This window comes from Corynebacterium sp. LaCa117, from assembly GCF_046717765.1.
In the GTDB taxonomy this organism is placed as follows: Bacteria; Actinomycetota; Actinomycetes; order Mycobacteriales; family Mycobacteriaceae; genus Corynebacterium; species Corynebacterium kefirresidentii.
Genome location: NZ_CP177102.1, coordinates 523,128 through 548,072, shown reverse-complemented (window position 1 = coordinate 548,072; position 24,945 = coordinate 523,128). Strand labels below are relative to the sequence as shown.

General features: G+C 62.2%; 26 protein-coding genes. 8 read left to right on the top strand and 18 right to left on the bottom strand.

Annotation, left to right across the window (positions count from 1 at the left end; genetic code table 11):
• Nucleotides 1-15 precede the first annotated feature (15 nt).
• Entirely contained in the window at nt 16-1,254 is a 1,239-nt protein-coding gene (locus ACLI1L_RS02815; protein ID WP_411707989.1) for a hypothetical protein, read from the top strand.
• A gap of 75 nt (nt 1,255-1,329) precedes the next feature.
• Here ACLI1L_RS02815 and ACLI1L_RS02810 read toward each other — a convergent pair whose 3' ends face one another.
• From ACLI1L_RS02810 to ACLI1L_RS02795, 4 genes are read right to left on the bottom strand one after another with little or no spacing between them, the layout of a single operon-like run.
• Entirely contained in the window at nt 1,330-1,530 is a 201-nt protein-coding gene (locus tag ACLI1L_RS02810; protein WP_411707988.1) for a hypothetical protein, read from the bottom strand.
• 26 nt (nt 1,531-1,556) lie between these two features.
• Entirely contained in the window at nt 1,557-2,588 is a 1,032-nt protein-coding gene (locus tag ACLI1L_RS02805) for an alpha/beta hydrolase (RefSeq protein ID WP_411707987.1), read from the bottom strand.
• Nucleotides 2,589-3,266 carry a type 1 glutamine amidotransferase domain-containing protein gene (locus ACLI1L_RS02800; RefSeq protein ID WP_411707986.1) on the bottom strand — a complete coding sequence of 226 codons (678 nt, stop codon included), beginning with the start codon at nt 3,264-3,266 and terminating at the stop codon, nt 2,589-2,591. It lies immediately after the preceding gene.
• 21 nt (nt 3,267-3,287) lie between these two features.
• Nucleotides 3,288-4,178: an adenosine deaminase gene (locus ACLI1L_RS02795; RefSeq protein ID WP_411707985.1), complete on the bottom strand. Its 891-nt coding sequence runs from the start codon at nt 4,176-4,178 to the stop codon at nt 3,288-3,290.
• 39 nt (nt 4,179-4,217) lie between these two features.
• Here ACLI1L_RS02795 and ACLI1L_RS02790 point away from each other — a divergent pair, with 39 nt between their 5' ends.
• Entirely contained in the window at nt 4,218-5,423 is a 1,206-nt protein-coding gene (locus tag ACLI1L_RS02790) for a D-alanyl-D-alanine carboxypeptidase family protein (RefSeq protein WP_411707984.1), read from the top strand.
• On the opposite strand, the gene ACLI1L_RS02785 is transcribed toward ACLI1L_RS02790, so the two are convergent.
• The 7 genes from ACLI1L_RS02785 to ACLI1L_RS02755 form a co-directional block, all read right to left on the bottom strand.
• Complete coding sequence (locus ACLI1L_RS02785; RefSeq protein ID WP_411707983.1) at nt 5,386-6,318, bottom strand: RDD family protein; 933 nt, start codon at nt 6,316-6,318, stop codon at nt 5,386-5,388. The two genes, ACLI1L_RS02790 and ACLI1L_RS02785, sit on opposite strands and share 38 nt — an antisense overlap.
• 55 nt (nt 6,319-6,373) lie before the next feature.
• The gene (locus ACLI1L_RS02780) at nt 6,374-7,453 is read right to left on the bottom strand and encodes a YhjD/YihY/BrkB family envelope integrity protein (RefSeq protein WP_411707982.1); all 1,080 of its coding nucleotides are present in this window, start codon (nt 7,451-7,453) and stop codon (nt 6,374-6,376) included.
• A 102-nt stretch (nt 7,454-7,555) separates the two neighbouring features.
• Nucleotides 7,556-8,581: a tryptophan--tRNA ligase gene (gene trpS, locus ACLI1L_RS02775; protein ID WP_411707981.1), complete on the bottom strand. Its 1,026-nt coding sequence runs from the start codon at nt 8,579-8,581 to the stop codon at nt 7,556-7,558.
• Nucleotides 8,582-8,699: 118 nt separating this feature from the next.
• Nucleotides 8,700-8,891, bottom strand: a complete 192-nt coding sequence (locus ACLI1L_RS02770; protein WP_049383615.1) for a hypothetical protein — start codon at nt 8,889-8,891, stop codon at nt 8,700-8,702.
• A gap of 51 nt (nt 8,892-8,942) precedes the next feature.
• Nucleotides 8,943-9,914 (bottom strand): trimeric intracellular cation channel family protein, encoded by a 972-nt coding sequence (locus ACLI1L_RS02765; RefSeq protein ID WP_086587851.1) that lies wholly within the window; start codon nt 9,912-9,914, stop codon nt 8,943-8,945.
• The gene (locus tag ACLI1L_RS02760; RefSeq protein WP_411707980.1) at nt 9,914-10,831 is read right to left on the bottom strand and encodes an exodeoxyribonuclease III; all 918 of its coding nucleotides are present in this window, start codon (nt 10,829-10,831) and stop codon (nt 9,914-9,916) included. The genes ACLI1L_RS02765 and ACLI1L_RS02760 overlap by 1 nt, the downstream gene beginning before the upstream one ends.
• A 21-nt stretch (nt 10,832-10,852) precedes the next feature.
• Nucleotides 10,853-12,106, bottom strand: a complete 1,254-nt coding sequence (locus ACLI1L_RS02755; protein ID WP_200288216.1) for an MFS transporter — start codon at nt 12,104-12,106, stop codon at nt 10,853-10,855.
• A gap of 215 nt (nt 12,107-12,321) precedes the next feature.
• On the opposite strand from ACLI1L_RS02755, the gene ACLI1L_RS02750 reads away from it, so the two are divergent.
• On the top strand, nt 12,322-14,535 hold the full coding sequence (locus tag ACLI1L_RS02750) for an NADP-dependent isocitrate dehydrogenase (RefSeq protein ID WP_411707979.1): 2,214 nt from the start codon (nt 12,322-12,324) through the stop codon (nt 14,533-14,535).
• Nucleotides 14,536-14,607: 72 nt separating this feature from the next.
• On the opposite strand, the gene pdxT is transcribed toward ACLI1L_RS02750, so the two are convergent.
• Both pdxT and pdxS read right to left on the bottom strand, forming a co-directional pair.
• Nucleotides 14,608-15,198 carry a pyridoxal 5'-phosphate synthase glutaminase subunit PdxT gene (gene pdxT / locus ACLI1L_RS02745; RefSeq protein WP_086587845.1) on the bottom strand — a complete coding sequence of 197 codons (591 nt, stop codon included), beginning with the start codon at nt 15,196-15,198 and terminating at the stop codon, nt 14,608-14,610.
• Entirely contained in the window at nt 15,192-16,094 is a 903-nt protein-coding gene (pdxS, locus tag ACLI1L_RS02740) for a pyridoxal 5'-phosphate synthase lyase subunit PdxS (protein ID WP_023020656.1), read from the bottom strand. The genes pdxT and pdxS overlap by 7 nt, the downstream gene beginning before the upstream one ends.
• Nucleotides 16,095-16,175: 81 nt before the next feature.
• Here pdxS and ACLI1L_RS02735 point away from each other — a divergent pair, with 81 nt between their 5' ends.
• The 4 genes from ACLI1L_RS02735 (at nt 16,176) to metX (ending at nt 20,234) form a co-directional block, all read left to right on the top strand.
• On the top strand, nt 16,176-17,480 hold the full coding sequence (locus ACLI1L_RS02735) for a PLP-dependent aminotransferase family protein (protein ID WP_411707978.1): 1,305 nt from the start codon (nt 16,176-16,178) through the stop codon (nt 17,478-17,480).
• A gap of 37 nt (nt 17,481-17,517) precedes the next feature.
• A complete protein-coding gene (locus tag ACLI1L_RS02730) occupies nt 17,518-17,679 on the top strand; it encodes a hypothetical protein (RefSeq protein ID WP_023020654.1) in 162 nt (53 codons plus the stop codon).
• 123 nt (nt 17,680-17,802) lie between these two features.
• Nucleotides 17,803-19,119, top strand: coding sequence for an O-acetylhomoserine/O-acetylserine sulfhydrylase (locus ACLI1L_RS02725; RefSeq protein WP_411707977.1), 1,317 nt, complete (start codon nt 17,803-17,805; stop codon nt 19,117-19,119).
• Entirely contained in the window at nt 19,116-20,234 is a 1,119-nt protein-coding gene (gene metX / locus ACLI1L_RS02720) for a homoserine O-acetyltransferase MetX (protein WP_411707976.1), read from the top strand. The genes ACLI1L_RS02725 and metX overlap by 4 nt, the downstream gene beginning before the upstream one ends.
• A 113-nt stretch (nt 20,235-20,347) precedes the next feature.
• Here metX and ACLI1L_RS02715 read toward each other — a convergent pair whose 3' ends face one another.
• The 3 genes from ACLI1L_RS02715 to ACLI1L_RS02705 all read right to left on the bottom strand — a co-directional run bounded on the left by ACLI1L_RS02715 (nt 20,348) and on the right by ACLI1L_RS02705 (nt 22,613).
• On the bottom strand, nt 20,348-21,328 hold the full coding sequence (locus ACLI1L_RS02715; RefSeq protein ID WP_086587839.1) for an HNH endonuclease signature motif containing protein: 981 nt from the start codon (nt 21,326-21,328) through the stop codon (nt 20,348-20,350).
• 125 nt (nt 21,329-21,453) lie between these two features.
• The gene (locus tag ACLI1L_RS02710; RefSeq protein ID WP_086587838.1) at nt 21,454-21,768 is read right to left on the bottom strand and encodes a DUF3017 domain-containing protein; all 315 of its coding nucleotides are present in this window, start codon (nt 21,766-21,768) and stop codon (nt 21,454-21,456) included.
• Entirely contained in the window at nt 21,765-22,613 is an 849-nt protein-coding gene (locus ACLI1L_RS02705; protein ID WP_086587837.1) for a bifunctional methylenetetrahydrofolate dehydrogenase/methenyltetrahydrofolate cyclohydrolase, read from the bottom strand. Before ACLI1L_RS02705 ends, ACLI1L_RS02710 begins: the two co-directional genes overlap by 4 nt.
• Nucleotides 22,614-22,636: 23 nt before the next feature.
• Here ACLI1L_RS02705 and ACLI1L_RS02700 point away from each other — a divergent pair, with 23 nt between their 5' ends.
• Nucleotides 22,637-23,107, top strand: coding sequence for a tRNA (cytidine(34)-2'-O)-methyltransferase (locus ACLI1L_RS02700; RefSeq protein WP_005322648.1), 471 nt, complete (start codon nt 22,637-22,639; stop codon nt 23,105-23,107).
• Here ACLI1L_RS02700 and ACLI1L_RS02695 read toward each other — a convergent pair.
• Nucleotides 23,091-24,416, bottom strand: a complete 1,326-nt coding sequence (locus ACLI1L_RS02695) for a PH domain-containing protein (RefSeq protein WP_086587835.1) — start codon at nt 24,414-24,416, stop codon at nt 23,091-23,093. The two genes, ACLI1L_RS02700 and ACLI1L_RS02695, sit on opposite strands and share 17 nt — an antisense overlap.
• Nucleotides 24,413-24,874, bottom strand: a complete 462-nt coding sequence (locus ACLI1L_RS02690) for a PH domain-containing protein (protein WP_086587833.1) — start codon at nt 24,872-24,874, stop codon at nt 24,413-24,415. Before ACLI1L_RS02690 ends, ACLI1L_RS02695 begins: the two co-directional genes overlap by 4 nt.
• Between the last annotated feature and the right edge of the window lie 71 nt (nt 24,875-24,945).

Here is a 24,945-nt window from a genome sequence, read left to right as displayed (position 1 = left end):
GTAGACTAAAACGCCATGAGCACCCGCGCAATTGTACCTGTAAAGCTCTCGCTGACCGAGGGCGATTTTTATACCCTCTGGGCACCCAAGTGGCGCCAACATGGCTCCGAGTGGCAGGCCTTTCTGGGCGATGACGAGGCCGTCCTAGCCTTTAACTCACCCGCCGAGCTGCTGTGCTTCGTGGAGTCTGGCACTAAGCATGATTTGCTGGACCACCCGCACTGGGACCAGTTTGCCGGCCGCGATGCGGACCGCGTTACCCCAGCCGAGCGCGATGAGTATGACCTCATCGGCATGCCGGTGGCGCTAGCTGGTCGCCCGAGCCACCAGAACGTCTCCACCGTGGCCCGCAACCTGGAGATTGCCTCCGCGCTTGCTGACGTCGCCGGTGCAGAACACACCACCATCTTCTTCGCTTCCCACTCCATCCTGCGCAATGTCTCCCGTGGCGCCGACCATTACTCCGGCGAGCAGGGCATGAGCGAGTGGTCCGGCGTGGGCCACGTCATCGCCGGCAATTGGAAGGCGGTCATCGAGGACCTGGACAAGCACGTTCGCGTAGTCTCCAGCGATGACTTTGATGCGGCCAAGGTTTCCGATGCCGAGGAGCGCATCTCTTCTGCTGCCGCCGCCTCCGCCGCTGCGGCTAAGGAAGCCGAAGAAAAGCGCAAGGCCGCCGCCGAGGCAGCCGACCCGTACGATAATTCCCCGTGGGCCGCCGCCGGCATCGATCCCATCAAGATCACCGCGCAATCCAAGTCCGTTTACACCCTGCGCACCTACCTGGATGGCAAGCCCATCTTCTTGGGCAAGTGGGGCGAGATCTTCACCTTCGATTCCCCGAAGACCTTGGTGCGCTGGATCATGGACAACGATGACCACGACCTAGCCCGCGTATCCACCTGGGAAGAGGTTGTCTCCGCTGCCAACGCCGGCGAATTGGAGGTACAGGTCCACCCGGATAACCAGTACTCTTTCAATGGCATTGTGCGCGATATCGAAAAGGGCCCAGAGGCCGTCGATTCTGATCAGATGGCACGCTGCTACGAAGTATGCGCCGATGCCGCTGACTGGGCCGGCGACGATTCCATTAACTCCTATATGCTGGCCAACCCCCGCCTGCAGGACTACTTGGGCTATATGCTCGGCTCCACCGAGCACGCCGGCTATGTCCCCTCCAAGCCTTATACCGAGCACGCCGAGTCGTGGAAGGGCTTGGAAGACATGCTCATCAAGCGCTTCTCCAAGTTCTAAACCCGCACGTTCTGTGCCGCCTTGCTTCTTCCCCACCGCACAGCAGATGGGAGGAGAAGGGGCGGCTTTCTGCGTTTAGTGGCCCCGTTCTTCTTTTTCTTGGCGTCGGCTCCGGTCGCGCATGTATTTATCGAAAAGCAGCCACACGATAAACAGGCCGAGTCCGACCACGGACCGGGCAAAGGTTCCTAATCCAAAGACCCCGCCCAGTATCAGGCCGAGCACAATAGCGCTGACGAAGAATACGACCCACGACACGTGCGTGTTGTAGTTCATCGCTTGACCTCCCTCAGTATGTGACTCTAAAGGTGACGGCGGAGGTGATCAATGAGGGCGTCGATAAGCTCACGCGATTGCGGGGCCTTGGGTTTAATCTGGTCAAACCCGTGGTAGGCACCGGTCCACACGTCGAGGGTGGTTTCCACGCCGGCGGCGTCGAGGGCTCGAGCAAAGGCGACGGATTCATCGCAGAAAAGGTCAATGCCACCGACTCCGATCCAGGTCGACGGGAGGCCGGAGAGATCGGCTCGCGTGGCCGGCGAAGCATAGGGCGGCAGGTCAACATCCAGGTGATCGTTTCCCAGGTACATGGACCACGCGCCGCGGTTCGAACCGGCCGTCCAAATGAACTGGCCCACCGCACCGGTTTTATCCGTGGTGCGGTGATCGAGCATGGGATAGACCAAGCCGAGGGCGCGGACCGGGTGGCCCTCGTCGAAGGCGCGCTGGACCAGGCCTGCCGCGAGGCCGCCGCCTGCGCTATCGCCGGCGACAGCGATGCGCGAGGTATCCCCGCCCAGCTTATCGGCGTGTTCTTGCACCCACCGCAGCGCGGCATAGCACTCATCGAGGTCGGCTGGGAATGGCTCCTCGGTGGACTTGTGGTAGCGCGGGGCTACCACGATGGCGCCCAGCTCGGCCGCCATACGAGCATTCTGCGGGTCATACATAGCAGGCCCACCGATGAGATGGCCGCCGCCGTGCGTCCACACCACCACGGGGCGCGGCCCGGATGCGGCTGCCCCTGCGGTAGCGCCGCGTGGGGTAAGTACGCGGGCGCTGAAAGCGTGGCCATCGAAGGAGGCGGAAAATTCCGTAATATCCACCGCATGCCGGATCGGCCGAGAAAAGTCGATGGTGGCGAAGAAGCGGCTGGCGCGGGCAAAGGTGGCGTCGGCAAGCAGATGCATTGGCAGGTACAGAACCGGGCTGCGCAGGCCCGGTGCCACCTCGCGCAGGTACGGCCGGCGGCTGAGCGCATACGCCGCCATGCCCGCTACCCCGACAACACCGGTCAGGGCTGCCCCGGCCTTGAGGACTCGCGAAACGCGCATTTAGAAATCGCGCAGGATACGCTGTGCCAGCGGCTCAGAGGAAGCCGGGTTCTGGCCGGTGTACAGGTTGCGATCCACGATGACGTTCGGGGACATCGGATCGGTCTCCTGGTAATCCGCGCCGAGCTCGCGCAGGCGAGTCTCCAAGGCCCACTTAGCGGCGGCGACCATCTCCTCGCCTTCCTCTGCATTGCTGAAAGCAGTCATCTTGTAGCCCTTGAACGGCCAATTCTCGTTATCCAAGGCCAATAGCGCGGCCGGGGCGTGGCAAACGAGGCCGAGCGCGCGGCCGGAATCCATACGCGCCTGCAGGAGCTTAGCGGAATCCTGGTCATAGGCCAGATCCTCCATCGGACCGTGGCCTCCCGGGTAGAAGATGAGGTCATAATCTTCCTCATTAACCTCAGCCAGATTCATTGGGTTTTCCAGCGCTACGCCCAATTCTGCGAGGTAATTTTCCTGCGCCATGCGCACGTTATCGGGCAGTACCTCCAGGCTGTACTCATCTACCACGGGAGCCTTCGCACCCGGAGTAGCAAAGTGGATATCCCAGCCCGCGCCCTGGAAGACGCGGTGCGGGGCAATAAGCTCCTCGGCCCAATAACCGGTGGGGCGCTTGGTGCCATCGGCCAGGGTCCATTCCTCAGCGGCGGTAACCACAAAAAGTACAGAAGTCATCTAAATCTCCTCTAATCGTTTTTATTCTTCAGCGGCGTCTGCCGCATCAGCGAGGGATTCCTCCGTGTCCGGTCCAGCAAGCTCCGGATCAGATAGTTCCTCGTATGCTGGCAGGATAACCGTTTCTAGCAGATGCTGCCGTAATTCCTGGTCAGCGAAGGAATTCTCCACTGCTTTGACGGTGAGATCGAAAAATTCCTCCAGCCCATAGCCAAAGGTCTCACTCAGCGCGAGGAACTGCTTGGTCAAAGTGGTCTCGCCCGAGGAAATGGTGCAGGTAAAGCCCAGCTGCTGCAGCAGTGGCAGTGGGTGGTCGGTCAGCTCCTCGGTCTCCTCCAGTGGGGTAAAGACTAGGGGAATAAGGCGGTCGCGGATGTAGCCAGAGGCCTTACCGGGCACGATGCCTTCGATATTCGCAGTGAAGTCATCGATCATATTCACCGGGTGGATAAGGCGATTCACGCCCGCCTGGGCGGCACGTTCTACTTCTGTGAAGTCCTCGCCCACGTGAATCTGGGTAGGCAGGTAAGCGGCGCGGAAGTCCGCGGCCGCGCTCGCCTGGTCCTGCGGCAGGTTGTAGCCCACCACGGGGGCGTCGTCAGGCACTGCTGCCTCAGGGGCCGTGCCGGCCAGAACGATGCGGGAGTCGAGGGAAGGAATGCGGGCTGCACCGGCGGCTTCGACGACCGTGGCAGCGTCTAAGCCAATCGCTGCTGGATCCAGGTGCAATTCCGCGTAGACCACGCCGTCTGCGGCCAAGGCCTCGTAGCGCTCACGGATGGTCGCGGTAAGCTCCTCCGGCGTAGCGGCCGTGGAGGTAATGGTCTCAAAGAGGGAGACCTTAGGAAGCTTGGCCACCACGTCGGCGGCGGAGTCCTTGTTTTCAGGGCTAATCAAAGGCGCGTCATGCATGCGTCCCATCGTAGGCACGGGCCTAAGATGTGTCATGTCATGAAAAGAATTCTCGCTTGTTCTCTCGCCGCGGTGCTGGCGAGCGGCCCGCCGCTAGCACTGGCGGAAACGCCGACCGCTCCAACCACCACACGCACCGCCGCCCCGAATACCGATAAGTGCCCGCACGCCAAGCGCCCGGAAAAGGCCACCACTACCTCGGAGCGCCTCGCTCCTGGGCAGGCTTCTCCCACCCCGCTGCCGCCGGTGGATAGCAATGAGGCCTGCGGCACCACCCTGCCCGACGGGTTCAAGGTGGATAAAGATGTGGTGGCCGCGGCCTGGATGGTCTCCGATATCGATTCCGGCGAAATCATCGCAATGAAGGACCCTAACGGCCGCTACCGGCCAGCCTCCATCATCAAGGCGCTGCTGGCGCTGGTGGTCATCGACGAGCTGGACCTACACCAGAAGGTCGAGGTGGGCGAAGAATCGGCACAGATTGATGGCTCAGCGGTGGGCATCGGCCCAGGCGGCACGTACACAGTGGAACAGCTTTTGCAGGGCCTGCTCATGGCCTCTGGCAACGATGCCGCGCACGCCTTGGCACAGGAATTGGGCGGGGACGAAGCCACATTGCGCAAGGTCAATGACAAGGCGGCCGAGATCGGCACGAATTCCACTTACGCGGCCAGCTACTCCGGGCTCGATGCCCCGGGCATGTCTACCTCGGCCGAGGATATTTCCCGCATTTACCGCGCGGCTTTCCATAACCCGACCTTCGCGCGGATTGTGGATACGGAATCCGTGGAGTTCCCCGGCTGGGGTGACCTTGATGGTTACCAATTAGGCAACGATAACGGGCTCTTCCTCAACGATCCGGATGGCATTGGTGGCAAGACGGGCTTTACCGATGACGCGCACCATACCTTCGTCGGCGCGCTTGACCGCCATGGCCGGCGGCTGCAAGCGGTGCTGCTCGATACCACCGTGGAGCACGGCCCGCGCGCGTGGGAGCAGGCCCAGAAGCTACTGCACGAGGCCTATAAGGTGCATCCCGGTGATGGTGTAGGGCAGTTGCTTGCCGACGCCCATTCCGACGCCGACTCCCCTGCGTCCCCTGCAGCAACGCCGGCGCCCGATACCCAGGCGCAATCAGTGAACTCCTCCTTGGACGGGGTGCAGGGCTGGCTCGGCTGGGTTATCGGCGGCGCCGTGGCGCTGCTCGCTATGTGCGTGGGTGCCTTTTCACTACTTCGGCGTTAGCCCACTCATCGTGGGTGCCGCGGCGGTTATTCTTCTCCGAAATGGTGAAGGTATGCACGCCGGCGCCCACCCAGCTGGCGACCGTACCGGGGCCCGGCACGATATTGACTAGGCGCCACCACTGGCGCTTAGCGGACTGGGTGAGGCTAAGCCGCTCTTTGGTGTCGACATCGCGCACCGTGTAGCCCATCAGCAGCTTGGCTGGGCTGGCGCCGAGCCAACACTCGGTGCCCAAAACATAGAGCAGCAAGAGAATGGCGCCGCCAATAAACGTCGAAAGCTCATCCACACCGCCGGAGAGCAGCGCGACGCCGAAGCTACCGCTGATGAGTGAGAAAAAGAATAGGTCCAAGATGGCCATGCCGATGCGCGCATCTTGACCGGCGCGCTGGCTAATTTCAGGCGCTGGGTGTTGTAGCAGCGGTGCGGGGACGGCCGCGTTCGCCGTTGCCGGCGGGAATGGATTGTGCTGCGGGTCAAAGGGATTGCGCGAATAGGGCGACCCGTAGGGGCTCGCGGTCTGCGCAAATCGTGGTTCTTGCTTAGCATGACGGCCTGGCGCCGCCGCCTGACCGGGCTGAAAGGACTGAGCCTGCTGCTGGGCTTGCTGTGGCCGCGGGTTCCACTGCCCTACCGCGCCCAGCTGCCCTAGGTCTCCCCACGTGGGGCGCACCCCCGCCGCGCACGCCTTATCGTATTCCGCCCGCTTGGCAGCAGAGCCCAAGACGCTGGCAGCGATGCGCAGCTGCGCGCGCCGCGGATCTTCAATGTCTTGGCCGTGCTGCTCTAGCGATAAATCCTTGGACTCCAGTAAGACTAAGAGTTCCCGCTCGCTATCGCGGCGGTCTAGTCCCCATTCTTCATAAAGATTCGGGGCGATGTCATTGGCGTTCATAATGATTCATCCTAAAGCTAAAGGACCGCTGCGTCCTCACCCCTAAGGAGGAGATTTACTTACGGCGCAACAAGCTCCATGCGCCCACGGCCGCAGCGCCTATAGCGGCACCGATGCCGAAGGTCGCACCAGCAGGCGCGCCTTCCTTGACCTCGTTGCGGACGCGAATAACGGCCGGCTCCGGGACCGGCGGGTGAGCGTACTTCAGGGACTCGGCGGTGGTGGCGGTCCATGCGGAGATGTAGAGCACCACGCGCCAGATTAGGTACATAACCACCATGAGCACGATGACCGGGCCAAAGACCGCGCCGGCAGGGCTACCGGTAGCAGAGGACATGATCAGCGTGGACAGCTGCTTGAGCACCTCAAAAGCCACCGCACCAATGGCCGCGCCGATAAGGCCGGACTTCTTCGGCACCTTGGTACGCGGCAGGATCATAATCAGCCACCACATGACGATGAAGTTAGCCAATAGGCCCACAGCCAAGCCGACAAAGAAAATCACCAAGTCCATGCCCGGGAAGGACTCGATTCCTACCCACTCAAAGATCTTCTGGGTAAGTCCGGAGGAACCGGCGGCGGTCACGCCAAAGGCGATGAGGAACGCCAGGATAAGGCCAATGAGGCCCACTAGGTCAGACAACTTCTTCTTCAAGAAGGAACCGCCCTCGTTGGCATCGATTCCCCACATGGCCGAGATACCGATGCGCAGGTTATTCATCCAGCCCAGGCCGGACCACAGGGTGGTCAAACCACCGATGCCGAACATGGCGCGGCGCTGTTCAATGGCGGTATCGAGGATCTCGTTGACCGTATCGCCCATATCGCCATCGAGGGAACTGGTGATCTGGGATTGCAGATCATTGAGCAAGTCCTCGCGGTTGGCCAAGACGGCGGCAACGGTAGCCACGATCAGCATCGCGAGCGGGAAGATGGATAGCACCGAGTAATAGGTGATGCCGGCGGCAAATTGGTTGCCGCCTTCGGCACCGTAGCGCTCATTCATGCGCATGAGGTGGTCAACGAATCCGGACTTGGCGCGGATCTTATCTACCGCACCGGGATCGTCGGCATTGGCGCGTTCGATGCCGTAGTGGTCCGTCTTCTTCGAGGAGGATTGCGTGGTGGTAGGCACGTGCTTCCCTTCTTGCTCGCACAGTTTTTATCCCACCTAGAGTAACTGGCAAATGCCCACTTGTCCCTTTGTGGGGTGGTGCATGGGGGAAGCAGCCGCCGACTACTTGTGCAGGCGAGGAAGGAAGCCGACCTTTTCATAGACGGCATCGACAAGCGGCTGGGCAATCTCTTGCGCCGTCTCTGCGCCCTTGGCTAGGATGCGCTCGAGCTCGCCGCGGTCTGCCATCAACTCGTCATAGCGTGCCTTGAGCGGGGTGGTAAATTCCTGCAGCGCGTCGGCGGTATCGACCTTGAGGTGGCCGTAGCCTTGGCCGGCGTACTTTTCCACCAAGGAATCGATGGATTCACCGGTGAGTGCAGACTGGATAACCAGCAGGTTGGACACACCTGGCTGGTTGTCGCGGTCAAAGGCCACCGAACCCAAGTCATCCGTCACGGCGGACTTGATGCGCTTGGCCGAGGTCTTCGGTGCGTCCAAGAGATTGACCAAACCCTTGGGGTTGGCGCCGGACTTAGACATTTTGGAGGTCGGCTCTTGCAGGTCATAGATCTTTGCCGCACCCTCCGGGATGAACGGCTCCGGTACCTTGAAGGTCTCGCCGTACTTATTGTTGAAGCGCTCGGCTAGGTTGCGGGTTAGCTCGAGGTGCTGGCGCTGGTCTTCACCCACCGGCACATAATCCGGCGAGTAGAGCAAGATATCGGAGGCCATGAGGATCGGGTAGGTAAATAGGCCCACCGAGGTGCGATCCGAGCCCTGCTTGGCGGATTTGTCCTTGAACTGAGTCATCCGGGAGGCCTCACCAAAGCCGGTCAGGCACTGAAAGACCCAGGTCAACTCCGCGTGGGCGGGCACGTGCGACTGGACAAAGAGCGTGGACTTGTCCGGGTCAATGCCTAGGGCAATAAGCTGGGCGGCGCCCGCGATGGTGCGGTTGCGCAGCTCCTCGGGATTTTGCTCTACGGTTATCGCGTGCAGGTCAGGGATGAAGTAGAAGGCATCATAGCCGTCCTGCAGGTCAATCCACTGCTTGAGCGCTCCCAGGTAATTACCCAGGTGATAGGAATCAGCGGTGGGTTGGATTCCGGACAGGACGCGGGAAACGGTGGAATTGTCTGCAGTCATGGTGCTTTATCCTACCCCCTAGCTCCGGCGCGCGGTCCACATCCTTCCCCAGCAGTGTCCCTCCCGGATCGAAAAATTCCCCCCACCCACAGGGCAGAGGGAATGCGACGCAAAGATTTTAAATCTTGCGAGAGGTGGGGCTGACCACGTCCATCAGGATGGCCCAACCGGAAACCATCAGCGCGCCACCTACGCCCATGAGCACGATGGGGCCGAGGAAAGCGAAGGACGGACCAACAACGGTCCACCACCAGATGCTCAGGCCGAGGATTACAGCGCCGAGGACGAAAGAAATAATTGCGCGAGCCATGAACTTTCTCCGTTGCAGATTACTGAATTTTTTGACCTACCCATAGTAGCACTACTGCTTGTGTTTGGGCGCCTTGCGCTTGCCGACGTCCCCCTTATTAAAGCTCCACTGCTGCTCCACGTTTACTCCCCTCGCCCCTGGCGAGTGCCGGCCACTCGGCCGGGTAATCGATTGTTGCTTCGGACGGCGCGCGATGCGGTTGCTGGAAATATCGTCGTAGTCCGCCCCCTCTGCCGCAGTAGAAAAAGCTCGTGTCTTGTTCTTAAACGGGCGGCTTAAAGGCCTAGTCAACGGACGCGTGATGGGGCTGGCGTATCGCGTGGCCGCGCCTGCCTTGCGCTTGGCTTTGCGGGCGCCATCGCGCACGATGCGCGCGGACAACCGCAGGCGCGGGTCCATCTGCTGTTCGGCATCGCGATATTCGAAGACGGGCAGACCCTTCTTGAAGTAGATCGCGGCCAAGCGGGCAATAAAGCACACGGAGGCGGTGATGATCGCAGCCGGTTCTTCGGCTAGACCACCGTGGTACAGCGCCATAAATAACGCCGCGGCGAGCACCGAAATAGCGGCGTAGAATTCGCCGGAAAAGACCAGCGGAATGCGATCTGAAAGCAGGTCACGCAGCACGCCGCCAAAGACGCCGGAAATCACCGCAGACACCGAGGCGATAATGAACCCGTGGCCCAAGTGGACTGCGATTTGGGTGCCCAGCACCGAAAAGACCGCGAGCCCTAGGGCATCCAAGATGAGGAAGAGATGCCGGAAGTAGTGCATAAGGAAGGACATGCCCACCGTCACCACTGCTGCCACGATGACAATCACCAGATAAATGGGGTGTTCTACCCAGGTAAATGGAGGGTCATCGAGGATCATATCGCGCACCGTGCCGCCGCCTAGCGCCGTCATGGAGGCGATCATGGTGACACCAAAAAGGTCAAGCTTTTGGCGTCCAGCGGATAATGCGGCAGTCATGGACTCGGCCGTAATGCCGACTACATAAAGGACGCTAAATAGTGGCGTCATCAGCTGTACTCCACCACTAGTGGGGAATGGTCGGACCAGCGCTGCTCCACGGTGGGGGCCTTTTCCACCCAGGTGCGCTGCGCGCGCTCCAGCATCGGACGGGTAGCCGCCTGATAATCGATGCGCCACCCAGCGTTGTTATTAAAGGCCTGGCCGCGGTAGGTCCACCAGGTATAGGGGCCGTCTTCGTCCGGATGGAGGCGACGGGCCACGTCGAACCACTGTGGCTCTGTGGTTGGGGCCCACGGCTCGCCGCCGGCGTAGTCGACAACGCCCTGCCACTGCCCCAGGTTCTTCTTTTCCTGCGGCTCATCATCCGGGAACGCCCCAAAGACGTGGTCCATGAAGGCGCGCTCTTCGGGTAGGTGGCCGGCCTTCTTTTCATTGGTCTTATTATTCTTCAGGTCCTGGGCGCGGTGGCAGATATTCCAATCGCCGCCGATCACCATTTCGGCCGGGCTGCCATCGGGGTTCGTGCGCGCTGAGTTATCCGCCAGAATGTCTTGGAACTCGTCCAAGAAGCGGTACTTTTCATCCAATTTCGGCGAACCCGTATCACCGGAAGGCAGGTACAGAGAAGCGACGCGAATATCGCGGGTGGTAGCGGCAATCCAGCGGCCGGCGTCGCTAAAGGAGCCGAAGCCCACTTCGACGTCGGCAAGCGGGGTGCGAGACAAGATGCCCACGCCGGCGCGGCCCTTTGCGGCGGCGTCGGCAAGAGCCAAGTGCCAGCCCGCCTCCAGGGCCGGGGCCAAGGCTTTTTCGGCCTGCTGCGGGGTAGCGCGCACCTCTTGCATGAGCACGATATCGGCCGAAGTCGCCTCTAACCAGGCATTCATGCCGGGATTATTTTCATTGCGCTGCTTACACGCAGCGCGGATTCCGTTGACGTTAACGCTCGCGATGGTAAGGGTCATGCAACCAGCATATCGGTCCGTTTATGAATGGCGAGCAAGGCGCTTTTTATCCCACATCGTCGCAGCCCACACCAGGCAACCCGCAGCCGCCAGGCCGGCACCCGCCAGTGCCGGAGCGGAGTAGCCCCAGCCGGCACCCACAACGGCGCCGCCAATGGTCGCACCCGCTGCATTCGCAATGTTCAACGCGGACTGGTTGAGCGCGGCGGCCAAAGTCTGGGCGTCGCCAGCCACATGCACCAACCGCAGCTGCAAAGAAGGCACCAAAGTCGAGCCCATAAATGCCACGCAGCCAAAGCAAATCGTGGCCGGGATGGCGTGCCCGGAGAGGAAATAAAAGGCCGTCAAAATAACGATCAGGCAGGCCAAGGCAAAGATGATGCCAAACTCCAGGTTGCGGTCCGCCAGCCAGCCGCCGAAGGCATTGCCGATGGTCATGCCGATGCCATAGGCCATGAGCACCACCCAAATGAGGCTCTGATCCATGCCGGCAACCTCGGTCATGGTCCAAGAAATATAGGTATAGACGGAGAACATGCCGCCAAAGCCCACCACACCCATGATGACGGTGAACCACACCTGGCTGTTTTTAAACGCCCCGAACTCCGTGCGGATATCGGTCTGCTTCATCTCCGTCATGTGCGGCATCAGGAAGAACAGTGCAATGGCGGTGATAATGCCCAGCGCCACAACCACAAGGTAGGCCGCCTGCCAGCCTAACGCGGAGCCAAGCGCCTGCGCGGCCGGCACCCCAATGACCGTGGCGATGGCCAGACCCATGCCTACGTAGGCCATGGCCTTGCCGCGGCCGCCTGGAGGCGCCATGGATGCGGCCGAAAGGTTCGCCACGGAGAAATAAGCACCGTGCGGCATACCCGCAATGAAGCGCGCCACCATGAGGATGGCGTAATTCGGTGCCACCACCGATAGCAGGTTTCCCACCACGAGGAATCCAATGAGCAGCAGGATCAAGCGACGGCGTGGGAGCTTGCCGGTAAAGGCTGCAATCAGCGGGGCGCCGACCACCACGCCCATCGCGTAGATGGTGATGAGGGTTGAGGCGTTTTCTTCCGAAATGCCAAAATCATCCGCGATAAGCGGCAGCAGGCCCATCGACACGAACTCCGTAGTGCCAATGGCAAAGGCACCAAGCGCCATCGCCACCATGACAATAGCGCGGCGACCAGCGGTAATCTCCGTTTGCAAAGGCAACGGACGACGCCGAATGCGGGGTTCATGGGCGCTGCGCGGGCTTAGCTCGTCGATGATTTTCATGGGGTGTGAGGGTACACCCCGCGTTTATCTGCAGCATGCCTGCAGCGGGTGCTCGTGAATATCTCCACCCCGCCAGCCAGTGGGTGATGCTGGCCACGCAACCCTTTTCAAGGGGCGCAAATGGGGGATCACTATCAGCAAACTGGCCCACATGCCGCCCACAAAATCGGTACTCTGGGCACTTGAACAATTTTCCAACGTTAATTAGGAGAATCATGGCAAAGATTACGTGGACCCGTACCGATGAGGCGCCGCTGCTGGCGACCTACTCCCTCAAGCCCATCGTGGAGGCCTTCGCTTCCACTGCTGGCATTGACGTGGAAACCCGCGATATTTCGCTGGCCGCCCGCATCGCCGCGCAGTTCCCAGAGCGCCTGACCGAAGAGCAGAAGGTCGAAGACGCCCTGGCAGAGCTGGGCAAGATGGCCAAGACTCCGGAAGCAAATATCATCAAGCTGCCGAATATTTCCGCTTCCCTGGTGCAGCTGAAGAAGGCCATCGCCGAGCTGCAGGCTGCCGGCTACGACCTGCCTGATTACCCGGATAATCCTTCCACCGAGGAAGAAAAGGACATCGCTGCCCGCTACGATTCCGTCAAGGGCTCCGCTGTTAACCCGGTGCTGCGTGAGGGCAACTCCGACCGCCGCGCACCGGAGGCCGTGAAGAACTTTGTCAAGAAGCACCCGCACCGCATGGGTGAGTGGTCCAAGGACTCCAAGACCAACGTTGCCACCATGGCGGACAACGACTTCCGCCACAATGAAAAGTCCGTCATCCTGGAAAACGAGGACACCTTGTCCATCGTCCTTAAGACCGCCGACGGCGAGCAGACCCTACTGCCGGAGCTGCCGGTTCTCAAGGGCGAGGTCATCGACGGCACCTTCATGTCCGCCAAGGCCCTGGATGAGTTCCTCATTGCACAGGTCAAGCGCGCCAAGGAAGAGGGCGTGCTCTTTTCCACCCACCTGAAGGCCACCATGATGAAGGTCTCTGACCCCATCCTCTTCGGCCACGTCGTCCGCGCTTTCTTTGCTGATGTATATGACAAGTATGGCGAGGAGCTGCTGGCTGCCGGCCTCAACGGCGAGAACGGCTTGGGCGCTATCTACGAGGGCCTGAAGAACCTGGACAATGGGGAAGAAATCAAGGCCGCTTTCGATGCCGCGCTTTCCGACGGCCCCGACCTTGCCATGGTCAACTCCCACAAGGGCATCACCAACCTGCACGTGCCTTCCGACGTCATTATTGACGCCTCCATGCCCGCCATGATCCGTACCTCCGGCCACATGTGGAATAAGAACGACGAGGAGCAGGACACCCTCGCCGTCATTCCGGATTCCTCCTACGCTGGCGTGTACCAGGCTGTTATCGAGGACTGCAAGGAAAATGGTGCCTTCGACCCGACCACCATGGGTACCGTGCCGAACGTTGGCCTGATGGCGCAGAAGGCCGAGGAGTACGGCTCCCACAATAAGACCTTCAAGATCCCGGCCGCGGGCACTGTTGAGGTTCGCAACTCCAAGGGTGAGGTCCTCATCTCCCACGACGTGGAGGAAGGCGATATCTGGCGCGCCTGCCAGACCAAGGACGCCCCGATCCAGGACTGGGTCAAGCTCGCCGTCAACCGCGCTCGCCTGTCCGGCATGAAGACCATCTTCTGGCTCGACCCAGAGCGCGGCCACGACCGCAACATCCAGTCCCTGGTGGAGAAGTACCTTAAGGACCACGACACCGAGGGCCTGGACATCTCCATCGAGGACCCGGTAACCGCTACCAAGACCTCCATCGAGCGCATCCGCCGCGGCGAGGACACCATCTCTGTAACCGGCAACGTGCTGCGTGACTACAACACGGACCTCTTCCCCATCCTCGAGCTGGGCACCTCCGCCAAAATGCTGTCTGTGGTTCCACTCATGGCCGGCGGCGGCCTCTTCGAAACCGGTGCCGGCGGCTCCGCCCCGAAGCACGTCCAACAGGTAGAAGAAGAAAACCACCTACGCTGGGATTCCCTCGGCGAGTTCCTGGCCCTGGCTGAGTCCTTCCGCCACGAAAAGCAAACCAACGGCAACGAGAAGGCCGGCGTCCTGGCCGCCACCTTGGACAAGGCCACCGAGCGCCTGCTCAATGAGGGCAAGTCCCCGTCCCGCAAGGTAGGCGAAATCGACAACCGCGGTTCCCACTTCTTCCTAGCCACCTTCTGGGCCGAAGAGCTGGCTAACCAGACCGACGATGCCGATCTCGCCGCCGCCTTCAAGGACGTAGCTTCCCAACTGTCCTCCCAGGCAGTCGAGATCGCCCAGGCGCTTGTCGACGCCCAGGGCAACCCCGCCGACCTCGGCGGCTACTACTGGCCAAATGACGAGAAGACCTCTGCCGTCATGCGCCCAGTTGCTAAGTTCAACGAGATCATCGACGGCCTGAAGAAGTAAGTCTTCCCAGGCGAAAGCCGCCCCGCAGCATTCATTGCTTTGCTGCGGGGCGGCTTTAGTGTGCGCGCGGGTTTAGAAGCTATCGAGCCAGGCGGCGTGCACGCGGCCGTCGCCATTTTCTTCTGGGTGGAAACTCAGCGCCGTCACGCGTCCTTCGCGCACGCCAACCACCGCGTCACCGCCTTCTCTCGGCACCGTCGCGATGATCTCGACGCCGTCGCCAACGCGGGTAACGATGGGCGCACGGATAAAGCTCGCCTCAATATCGAGAGTGTCCTCCCCCATCGCGACCGGCACGGTACGTTCCTCGGAAAAGCGCTGGTTGCCAAAGGCATTGCGGCGCACGGTCACATCCAGCAGCCCCAGGGTCTGCTGCCCCGGCGCGGGGTTATCGATCTGGCGGGCGCAGTAAATGAGCCCAGCGCAGGTCGCGAGCACCGGCAGGCCTGCAGCTGCGGCGTCGCGAAGCGGCTCGGCCAGATCGAAGCTGCGCGCCAGCTTGTCGATGACACTCGACTCGCCGCCCGGAATCACCAGCCCGTCCAGTCCTTCCAGGTCCCGCGGCACCCGCACCCTGCGAGTAGCAACACCGAGCCCATCGAGAATGCGCAGGTGCTCCTCGACGCCGCCCTGCAGCGCCAGCACCCCAACGGTGGCTACCATCCGCGCTCGGCCAAGCGGTGCGGTGCGGGCACGTCGTTGACATTGATGCCCACCATGGCCTCGCCTAGGCCGCGGGAAAGCTTGGCTAGTTCGGCCGGCTGGTCGTAGAGGGTCGCCGCCTTGACGATGGCCTCCGCACGCTTGGCGGGCTCGCCGGACTTGAAGATGCCGGAGCCGACGAAGACGCCTTCGGCGCCCATCTGGCGGACAAGGGCGGCGTCGGCAGGCGTGGCCACGCCACCGGCGACAAAAAGCACAACCGGGAGCTTGCCGGTCTCCGCAACCTCTGCGACCAGGTCGTACGGCGCCTGCAGCTCCTTGGCCGCGACGTAGAGCTCATCGCGATCCAGGTGGCGCAGGCGGGCAATCTCGGCCTTAATCGTGCGCAGGTGCTTCACGGCCTCCGAGACATCGCCCGTGCCGGCCTCGCCCTTGGAGCGAATCATGGCCGCGCCCTCGGTGATGCGGCGCAGCGCCTCCCCCAGGTTGGTCGCGCCGCATACGAACGGCACGTCGAAGTCCCACTTATTGATGTGGTTGACGTAATCAGCCGGGCTGAGCACCTCGGACTCATCGATGAAATCCACGCCCAGCTCGCCCAGGATCTGCGCCTCCACAAAGTGGCCGATCCGGGCTTTGGCCATGACCGGGATGTCCACCGCTTCGACGATGCCCTCAATTAGCTCTGGGTCAGACATGCGGGCCACGCCGCCCTGCGCACGGATATCGGCCGGCACGCGCTCGAGCGCCATAACTGCCGATGCGCCCGCATCCTCCGCAATGCGCGCCTGCTCCGGCGTGACGACGTCCATGATGACGCCGCCTTTCAACATATCGGCTAGTCCTCGCTTCACGCGCGTAGTGGCGCGCCCTTGTTCATTTACCTGTTCAGTCATAGGTCACATAGTGGCCCACACAATTGGTACAAGACAAGAGCCATTTTCAGTGTGTTGGATTAGACCACTTATGATGGGGGAATGCCTCTCCACCTCGATCCCTCCGACACACGGCCGCTACCCGTGCAAATCGCCGCAGCCCTCCGCGCCCAGGTTGCCGACGGGGTCCTCCTGCCCGGCGAGCGCGTTCCCTCTACCCGTGCCTTAGCCACCCAGCTCGGCGTTTCCCGAGGCAGCGTAGTCACCGCCTACGAGCAACTCACGGCCGAGGGATACCTTACGGCCGAGGTTGGCTCCGGCACCGTCATCAACCCGCTACTCCCCCACGCCCGCGCCCCGCGCCCGGAGCCGGCCCCCATACCGGCCGCCGAGCCCGAGCTGGTGTCACTGACGCCCGGACTGCCCGACACCGCGGGAATCCTCACCCCTGAATGGAGGGCTGCGTGGCGCGCTGCGGCCGTCGACCCCTCCGGAGACCTCCCCCGCGAGGTCGCCGCACACCTGCGCCATATGCGCGGGCTTAACGTCGACCCAGCCTGCATCCTCATCACGGCCGGCGCCCGCGACGGCCTCTCCGTGCTCCTGCGTGCTCTTGGCCGACAGCTACGCGTGGGAGTGGAATCCCCCGGCTACCCCAGCCTGCGCCGGGTCCCCCAGGCCCTCGGCCACACACTGCTGGAAATCCCCACCGGCCCCGACGGCGTCACCGTTCCCGCGGCCGATCTCGACACCCTCATCGTCACCCCCAGCCATCAATATCCCTACGGCGGCTCCCTGCCTGCAGCCCGGCGCGCCGAACTTGTCGAATGGGCCCGCGCACATGACGCCCTCCTCATCGAGGACGACTTCGACTCCGAGCTGCGCTACGTCGGCCAGCCGCTGCCTGCCCTGGCCGCACTCGCCCCAGAACACACCGTGCTTCTCGGGACCTTTTCTTCCGTCATTTCCCCCTCGATTGCGTGCGGTTACCTCGTCCTCCCGCCACGCTTGCGCCCCGCCGTGGACCGTGTGCGCGATATCTTCGGCCAACCCGTCGGCTCCATCCCCCAGGCCGCGCTCGCCCACTACCTTGCCAGCGGCGCTTTACGACGCCACACCGGCCGCATGCGCCGCACCTATAAACGCCGCCGCAACCTAGTGGCCGAAACGCTGGGCTCCATCGATGGCGCCCAGCTCCTACCCATCCACGGTGGCCTCCACGCGGTCTTGCTGTGCGATCCGGCCGTTGTCCCCCGCGCCGCCGCCCGCGGCATCAAACTCACCCCACTGCGCGATTACTGGGGCGGCGCTGATGCCGAAAACGGCGTTGTACTCGGCTTCGGCCACCTCAGCGATACCGAGCTACGCGAAAGCCTTTCTGCAGTCGCGGCCGCTTTACAGGGGTGATACCATAAAGCCCACGTTTATAAACGAAAGGTAATAGATGTCTTTAGGTCCGATTGAGCTCCTTCTCATCCTCGTTTTCGTCCTTATCCTCGCTGGAATTATCGCCCTCGTGGTCAAGCTCGTACGCAATAGCAATGACACCCGCGCGAATACTAGCCGCATTGCTAATCAGCTCGAGGAGCACGACCGCCGCAGCTAAGAAAGACACCCCACCAGACCAAGCGCCACACCGACCGCTTGGTCTATTTTTATTCTCGTCGCTGCCAGCGGGTTTTCCCGCTTTTGTCCGCAAGACATACCGCTTGGTCTAGTCTTGCCAAGCATGACGACGAAATACGATAACTCCAATTCCAACTGGTCCTTCGCTACCCGCTCTGTACACGCAGGCCAAAACCTCGACGGGCACCATAACGCCCGCAATGTGCCGATTTACCAGACCACTTCCTACGTTTTTAACGACGCCGAGCACGCGGCCAACCGCTTCAATCTTTCCGACGCCGGCCCCATCTACACCCGCCTGACCAACCCCACCCAGGACGCGCTGGAAGAACGCCTCGCTTCCCTCGAGGGCGGCGTCGCGGCCGTAGCCTTCGCTTCCGGCCAGGCCGCCGAAACCGCGGCCATTTTGAACCTCGCCTCGGCCGGCGACCACATCGTGACTTCCCCGCGCCTCTACGGCGGCACCTCCACCCTCTTTACCGTCACGCTCAAGCGCCTAGGCATCGACGTCGCCCTCGTCGAGGACCCAGACGACCCGGCTTCCTGGCAAGATGCCGTTCAGCCAAATACCAAGGCATTCTATGGCGAGACCTTCGGCAACCCCGTGGCCGATGTCCTTGATATCCCGGCCATCGCCGAGGTCGCCCACAATAACCAGGTCCCGCTCATCGTGGATAACACCATCGCCACCGCTGCCCTCGCCCGGCCGCTGGACCTCGGCGCGGATATCGTCGTGGTCTCCACCACCAAGTTCTACACCGGCAATGGCTCGGCCGTCGGCGGCGCGATTATCGACGGCGGCTCCTTCGACTGGACCGTCACCCGCAACGGCGAGCCCGTATTCCCCTATTTCATCACCCCGGATGAGGCCTACCACGGACTCAAATACGCCGACCTCGGCGCCCCAGCCTTCGCGCTCAAGGCCCGCGCCGGCCTGCTGCGCGATACCGGCGCCGCCATCTCCCCCTTCAACGCCTGGCTGACGCTGAATGGAATTGAGACGGTGGGGCTGCGCGTCGAAAAGCACAATGCCAACGCCCAAGCCGTCGCCGAGTACCTAGAAAGCCACGCCAAGGTCACCAAGGTCAACTACGCCGGCCTGGACTCCTCGCCTTATAAGGCCACCAAGGAAAAGCTCGGCTACGCCTACACGGGCTCCGTGCTCTCCTTCGACATCGACGGCGGCCGCGAAGAAGCCTGGGCGTTTATCGACGCCCTCAAGCTCCACTCCAACCTCGCCAATATCGGCGATACCCGCTCCCTGGCCGTACATCCGGCGACCACCACGCACTCGCAATCCGATGAACCTGCGCTGGCAGCGGCCGGCATTACCCAATCCACTATCCGCCTGTCCGTGGGCATCGAACACATCGATGACATCATCGCGGACCTCGAGCTGGGCTTTAACGCACTGGCATGAAGTTAGTTAGCATCGGCGATTTTCACACCGAAGCCGGCGCCACGCTTGCCGACGCCCACGTTGCCTACCACCGCTTCGGCCACCTCCTCGGCGATCCCCATGGCGCCAATAACGTCATCCTGGTCGAACACGCGCTTACCGGGGACTCGAATGTGGCCGAGTGGTGGGCCGACTTGGTGGGCCCTGGCAAGGCGCTGGATACGACGAAGTGGTGCATTATCGCTACCAATGCACTGGGCGGCTGCGCAGGCTCTACCGGCCCGGCTTCTCCGCGCCCAGACGATGGCCGTGCTTGGGGTTCACGTTTTCCCGCGCTTTCCGTGCGCGACCTCGTTGAGGCCGAGCGTGCCGCATTGTATGAACTTGGCATCACCCACGTGCATGCCGTCATCGGCGGCTCAATGGGTGGCGCGCGCACGCTCGAGTGGACACTGATGCACCCCGATTTCCTCGACGCAGCCTGCGTCATTGCCGTTTCGGCCCGCGCCTCTGCTTGGCAGATTGGCATCCAGTCGGCGCAAATCGCGGCCATCGAGCAAGATTCGTTCTGGCACGGCGGCGATTATTACGCTTCCGCCCAGCGCCCGCGCGAGGGGCTGGCGGCCGCGCGTCGCATTGCGCACCTGACCTACCGCGGCGAACAAGAAATTGACGAGCGCTTCGGCGTTCAGGCACAGACCGGCGAGAACCCGCTCGGGCCTTACCGCCGCCGCGATAATCGCTTTGCCGTTAACTCCTACCTGGATTATCAAGGCATCAAGCTGGCCGATCGCTTCGATGCCGGCTCCTACGTCACCCTCACCGAGGCGCTCAACCGCCACGATATCGGCCGCGGCCGCGGCGGCCTCAACCGCGCGCTGGGCTCGTCCGAGGTGCCAACGATGGTCGTCGGCGTGGACACGGATATCTTGTACCCGTACCATCAGCAAGAACACATCTCGCGCAATCTGGGAAATCTGTTGGCTATGGCGAAGGTTGTCTCCCCGGTAGGCCACGACGCTTTTCTTACAGAATCACGCCAAATGGATCGCATCCTGCGCAACTTCCTCACCCTTTCCCAACCGGACCCGCGCATCGATTCTGCGGCCGGCGATCCGACTGAGTACACGATTTAAGAACCCGCCAAGTCTGGGATCGCCAAAGCCGCGCAGCGCGCACTAGCGGTAAGCGGTGCGGCACGCTGCGCTGGGACTATAGATTGACGGGGCGAGCAGAGGCGAGACGCGGCTCAGCGCTCTTCGCGCGGTGTAGCCCAGGGCGGGCGCCACACGATGCCTTCGCCGGGGCGGCGCTCGAGCCGGCCACGGCGCGGCGGCGCATTGGGGTCATCGTCGTTCACAGCATTGTGATATTTGCACGCGATGGTGAGGTTTTCGGGATTGGTGTCCCCACCGAGCAGCCACGGGGTGAGATGGTGGACCTGGCATTCATCCGCCGGCGTGTGGCAGTCGGGCCACGGGCACACCGGGTTTTCTGCCATCGCCATTTGGCGTTGCTTCCATGTAGCCAAGCGCCGCGATTGATAGAGGTTTACGGGGCCGGTGACGGGGTGGATGAGGGTGAAAAGGCCGACGTCGGAAAGCGCGCGGCGGACAAGATCCGCACCAGATATCTGCGCGCCATTGGTCAGCTGCAAGGTGACGTCCTCGCCGTGGGTGACCTTCACCATCTCATTCAGGTTGAGCACCACATTGGTGGTGATTGTGGAAGTAGAGGCGCCCTCGGCAAAGACGCGACGAGCATCGGCGACGGTGGAGACGTGGTTATTAATTTCTGCAACCAACTCGGACTCGGCGGTAATTGTCAGTGTCCACAGGTCATCGCGGCGGCGGGTCAAGCGCACGCCTTCGGAGCGCTTGGTGGTGCGCTCCTCGCGCACTAGGCGGCGGGCGCGCTTTTCAATCTCGCTGGTGGAAAGGCGCAGGGAGCATAGTTCCTCGCGCAGCGCCCAGGCCGCCCGCTGAGTTTTCATCTTCTGTGCGAAGTGCTCGATAATTTTCAGCGCGTCGAGCGGCAGCGAAGTGCGGCGGGCGGCGCGCTGTTTGGCGCCAAAGGAGGTTCGGCCGAAGTAGGTATCGGCAAGGCGGGCGAACTCGGCGGCTTCACGATCGCTAAAGCCCTTATCGACGAGCTCTTCTACCGACAGCCCAACGCACTCCTCGATGAGCACCATCGGGGAGTTCACGGCAGCCAGGTAGTTCGAAATCATGGCCCCGAGCCTAAGACGGCCGTGCGTATCGGCGCGCGATGGCGGCCCGGAGCCTGTGGATAACCGGCCGAACCACACCCTTTCAGACCGACATAGGTGAAGGCTCTACAAAAACCTGTGGATAACTAGCTGCCGAGCGAGTCCACCGAAAAAGCCAAAAAGGCCATCGTGGCGCCGAGCAGGCCGGTAAAGCAGGCGTCGAAGCGGCGCGAGCGTACGGCCAGCACGCCGACGCGACTGGAATCACACGTCAGTCGGACCACGGTGAGCCACAGCAAGGCCAGGCCGAGGAGGAATGTGGCTCGCCGCCAGTATTCGAAGACGGCATAGCCGCCGGAGACGACCACGCCGGCCACGAAGAGGCCGATTGCTGCCCACTGCGCGGCGGGCGGCAGTGGGGAGGGCGCGAGCTCGGCGTCGTGCGGATTATCTAGATTCACGCCAACTTTTCCGCGCGCTCGACGATATTGCGCACCAAGAAGGCACGGGTCAGCGGGCCGACGCCACCTGGGTTCGGGGAAACGTATCCGGCCTTGTCCCAACAATCTGGGTGGATGTCGCCGGTGAGCTTGCCGTCGACGCGGGAAACTCCGACGTCGAGAAGCGCGGCGCCTTCCTTAATCATGTCCGCAGTGAGCATGTGGGGCTGGCCGGCGGCGGCAATGACGATATCGGCCTCGCGGGTCTCAGCGGCCAAGTCCTTGGTGCCGGTGTGGCACAGGGTGACGGTAGAGTTCTCGCTGCGGCGGGTAAGCATCAGGCCGATGGGGCGGCCAACGGTAACGCCGCGGCCGATGACCACGGTCTTGGCACCGTTGAGCTCAACGCCGAAGCGGCGCAAAAGGTGCAGGCAGCCGTTCGGGGTGCACGGCAGGGGTGCGTCCTCGTTGAGCACGAGCTTGCCCAGGTTAACCGGGTGCAGGCCATCGGCATCCTTGGCGGGGTCAATGCGCTCGAGGATGGCGTTTTCATCCAGGTGCTTAGGCAGCGGGAGCTGGACGATGTAGCCGGTGCAGGCACCATCGGCGTTGAGTTCATCGATGACGGCTTCTAGTTCTTCCTGGGTGATATCGGCCGGCAGGTCCTTGCGGATGGAGTTGATGCCAAGCTTTTCGCAGTCGCGGTGCTTCATCTTCACATAGGCTTGGGAGCCCGGATCCTCGCCTACGAGGACGGTCGCCAGGCCAGGGGTAATCCCCTTTTCCTTCAGCGCGGACACGCGCTGGGCAAGGTCGGAAAAAATCTCGTCGCGGTACAGTGTGCCATCTAGTTTGGTAGCGCTCATAGCCACCATCCTAGACTGAAGGCATGAGCCAGCTGCACATTGTCTTTGATAACCCAGTCATCCCTACTAATACGGGCAACGCGATTCGCACGGCCGCGGTGACGGGCGCGAGCCTGCACCTGATTGAGCCACTGGGTTTCAATTTCGACGATAAGCACTTAAAGCGCGCCGGTCTGGATTATCACGATTTGGCCGATGTGCAGATTCACAAGGACTTCCAGGCCTGCATGGACGCGCTGCCGGGCGCACGCGTCTTCGCGTTTACCACGCATACGGATAAGTGGTTTACGGATATCGAATACCAAGAAGGCGATGTCCTACTCTTCGGCACGGAGCCCACCGGCCTGCCGGAGGAGCATATTAACCATCCGCGCGTGACGGATCGTGTGCGCATTCCGATGGTGCCGGCGAGGCGCTCAATGAACCTGTCGAATTCGGCGTCGACGGCCGTATTTGAGGCGTGGCGCCAATTGGGATTTAACGGGGCGGTTTAAAATCCGGCAGTTGGCGGGAACGTAGCTGGGTAAGGAGTGCGGTGGCGTCGGCAAGCGTGAGGTTGCGCGCATCCATGCGCACCGGGCCCTGGACTAGGTCGAGGCCGACGGTGGCTAGGCCGAGCGCCTGGGAAATCGGCCCGCGACGGTAGGTCAGCTCCTGGATATGGGAAGTGTGGATGGCCTTGACGCGGCGATTGAGCCGGCCGTTGCGCACTATGACGTAGCCGCCGGTAAGCGCCACGGTTTGTTGGCGGTAGTCCAGCGGGGAAACCCACTTGGCACGGGCTGGCGAGGCGTAGGTGGGCGCGGCGTCGGCCGGCAGGAATTGCCGGGCTTGGGCGAGGGTACCCACCGGCAGGATGCGGGTGGAACCAGAAGCCTTCCCGCTTGCCGACGCCCCATACCCCGCCACCGAGACCCGTACCTCGTACCAGCCCAAGGGCCGCCAGAGGAACGGCTGGGTTATCTGTACGGCGTGGATGCGGTCGAGGCGAATGCTTTGGCGGCGGCGATCAGCCAGGCCGTAGGTGATATTGAGTACCTCGCCGTCGGTGCGGGCGGTATAACGCCAGGAAGAATCGAGCACGTTCCAGGCAGTGGGCAGCACACCGACGAGGATGGGCAGCGCGGCCGAGAGCGGCAGCCGCGTAACCACAACGAGGATAAGGAAGCCGACGAGGAAAAGCGTGGACGTGCGCAACGCGGCCGCAATCAGGGAGCGGGCGATGGGGATCTCGGGCACGAGAGCTGGTTCCTCGGCCGGTTCTTCAGCCGATTCCTCGGCCGGCGCCTCGGTTTGGGAGGTGGGAGCGCCGTGAACGCGGGCGAGGATGTCATCGCGTAGGGCCTCAGCGTCGGACTTTTTGAGGTAGGCGATTTCGATGACAGAAGATTGGCCGCCCGCAGTTTCCACCCGCACGGCCGCGAGACGAAAGAGGCGGGCGATGACGGGTTCCACGACGTCAACGGCCTGGGTGCGGTCATAGCGCGCGGTGCGCAATTGGACAGATAAGAGGCCGCGGCGCAGGGAAAGCTCTTCCGCGCCGAGCTGATAGCCCATGCGGCGCCACCATAGGCCGGAGGCAAGCCACACCACCGCGCAGACCGCGATGAAACCGGCGAGGGCAAGGGCGGTATCACGCAAGGCCTCGCCGCGGTGTTCGCCGGTAATAAAGGCGAAGATATCGCGCAGGGCCTCCATGTTCAGGTTGAGAGCGAAGGCTGCGATGAGGGCCAGAATGACCGACCACAGACGCAGCAGTGGGGTAAGGCGGTGGACGCGACGGAAGTTCGGTTGGGGGCTCATAGGCCGCTCATCCGTTCGCGGGCTTGGTGGGCAAGGCGGGTGCGGAGGGCGTCGGCAAGCGGGGCTTCCAAGCCTTTGATGGTGGCATCCGTGCTGGCCGAAGCCGTGTGGAGCTGCAGCTTTTTCAGGCCAAGGGCGCGGTCGATGGGCCCGGAGGTGACGTCGACGAATTGGATGCGGCCGTAGGGCACGACGGTGAAGGTGTACCAGAGCTTGCCGCGGGTGATAAGTAGCTCATCGTCGGTCTCGAGCCAGCCCATATTGCGCACTTGGGCAGGGATGAGCCAGAGCAGCCAGAAGAAAAGGGCAACGAAGATGCCGGCCGCCCAGTAGCACCACGGGGTCCACCAGAAGCCTGCAGCAGCGGCGGCCGCGGCGAGCAGAAACATCCAGCTCAGGTGGTGGATATAGCGCGAGGTCACAAGGCGCGGCGAGACGGGATTCATTTCTTCGCTCATAGCTATTGACAGTATCAATCGGGCCCATCCCTTGCGCACATTATCGTTAATCGATATTATCGAATTACGAC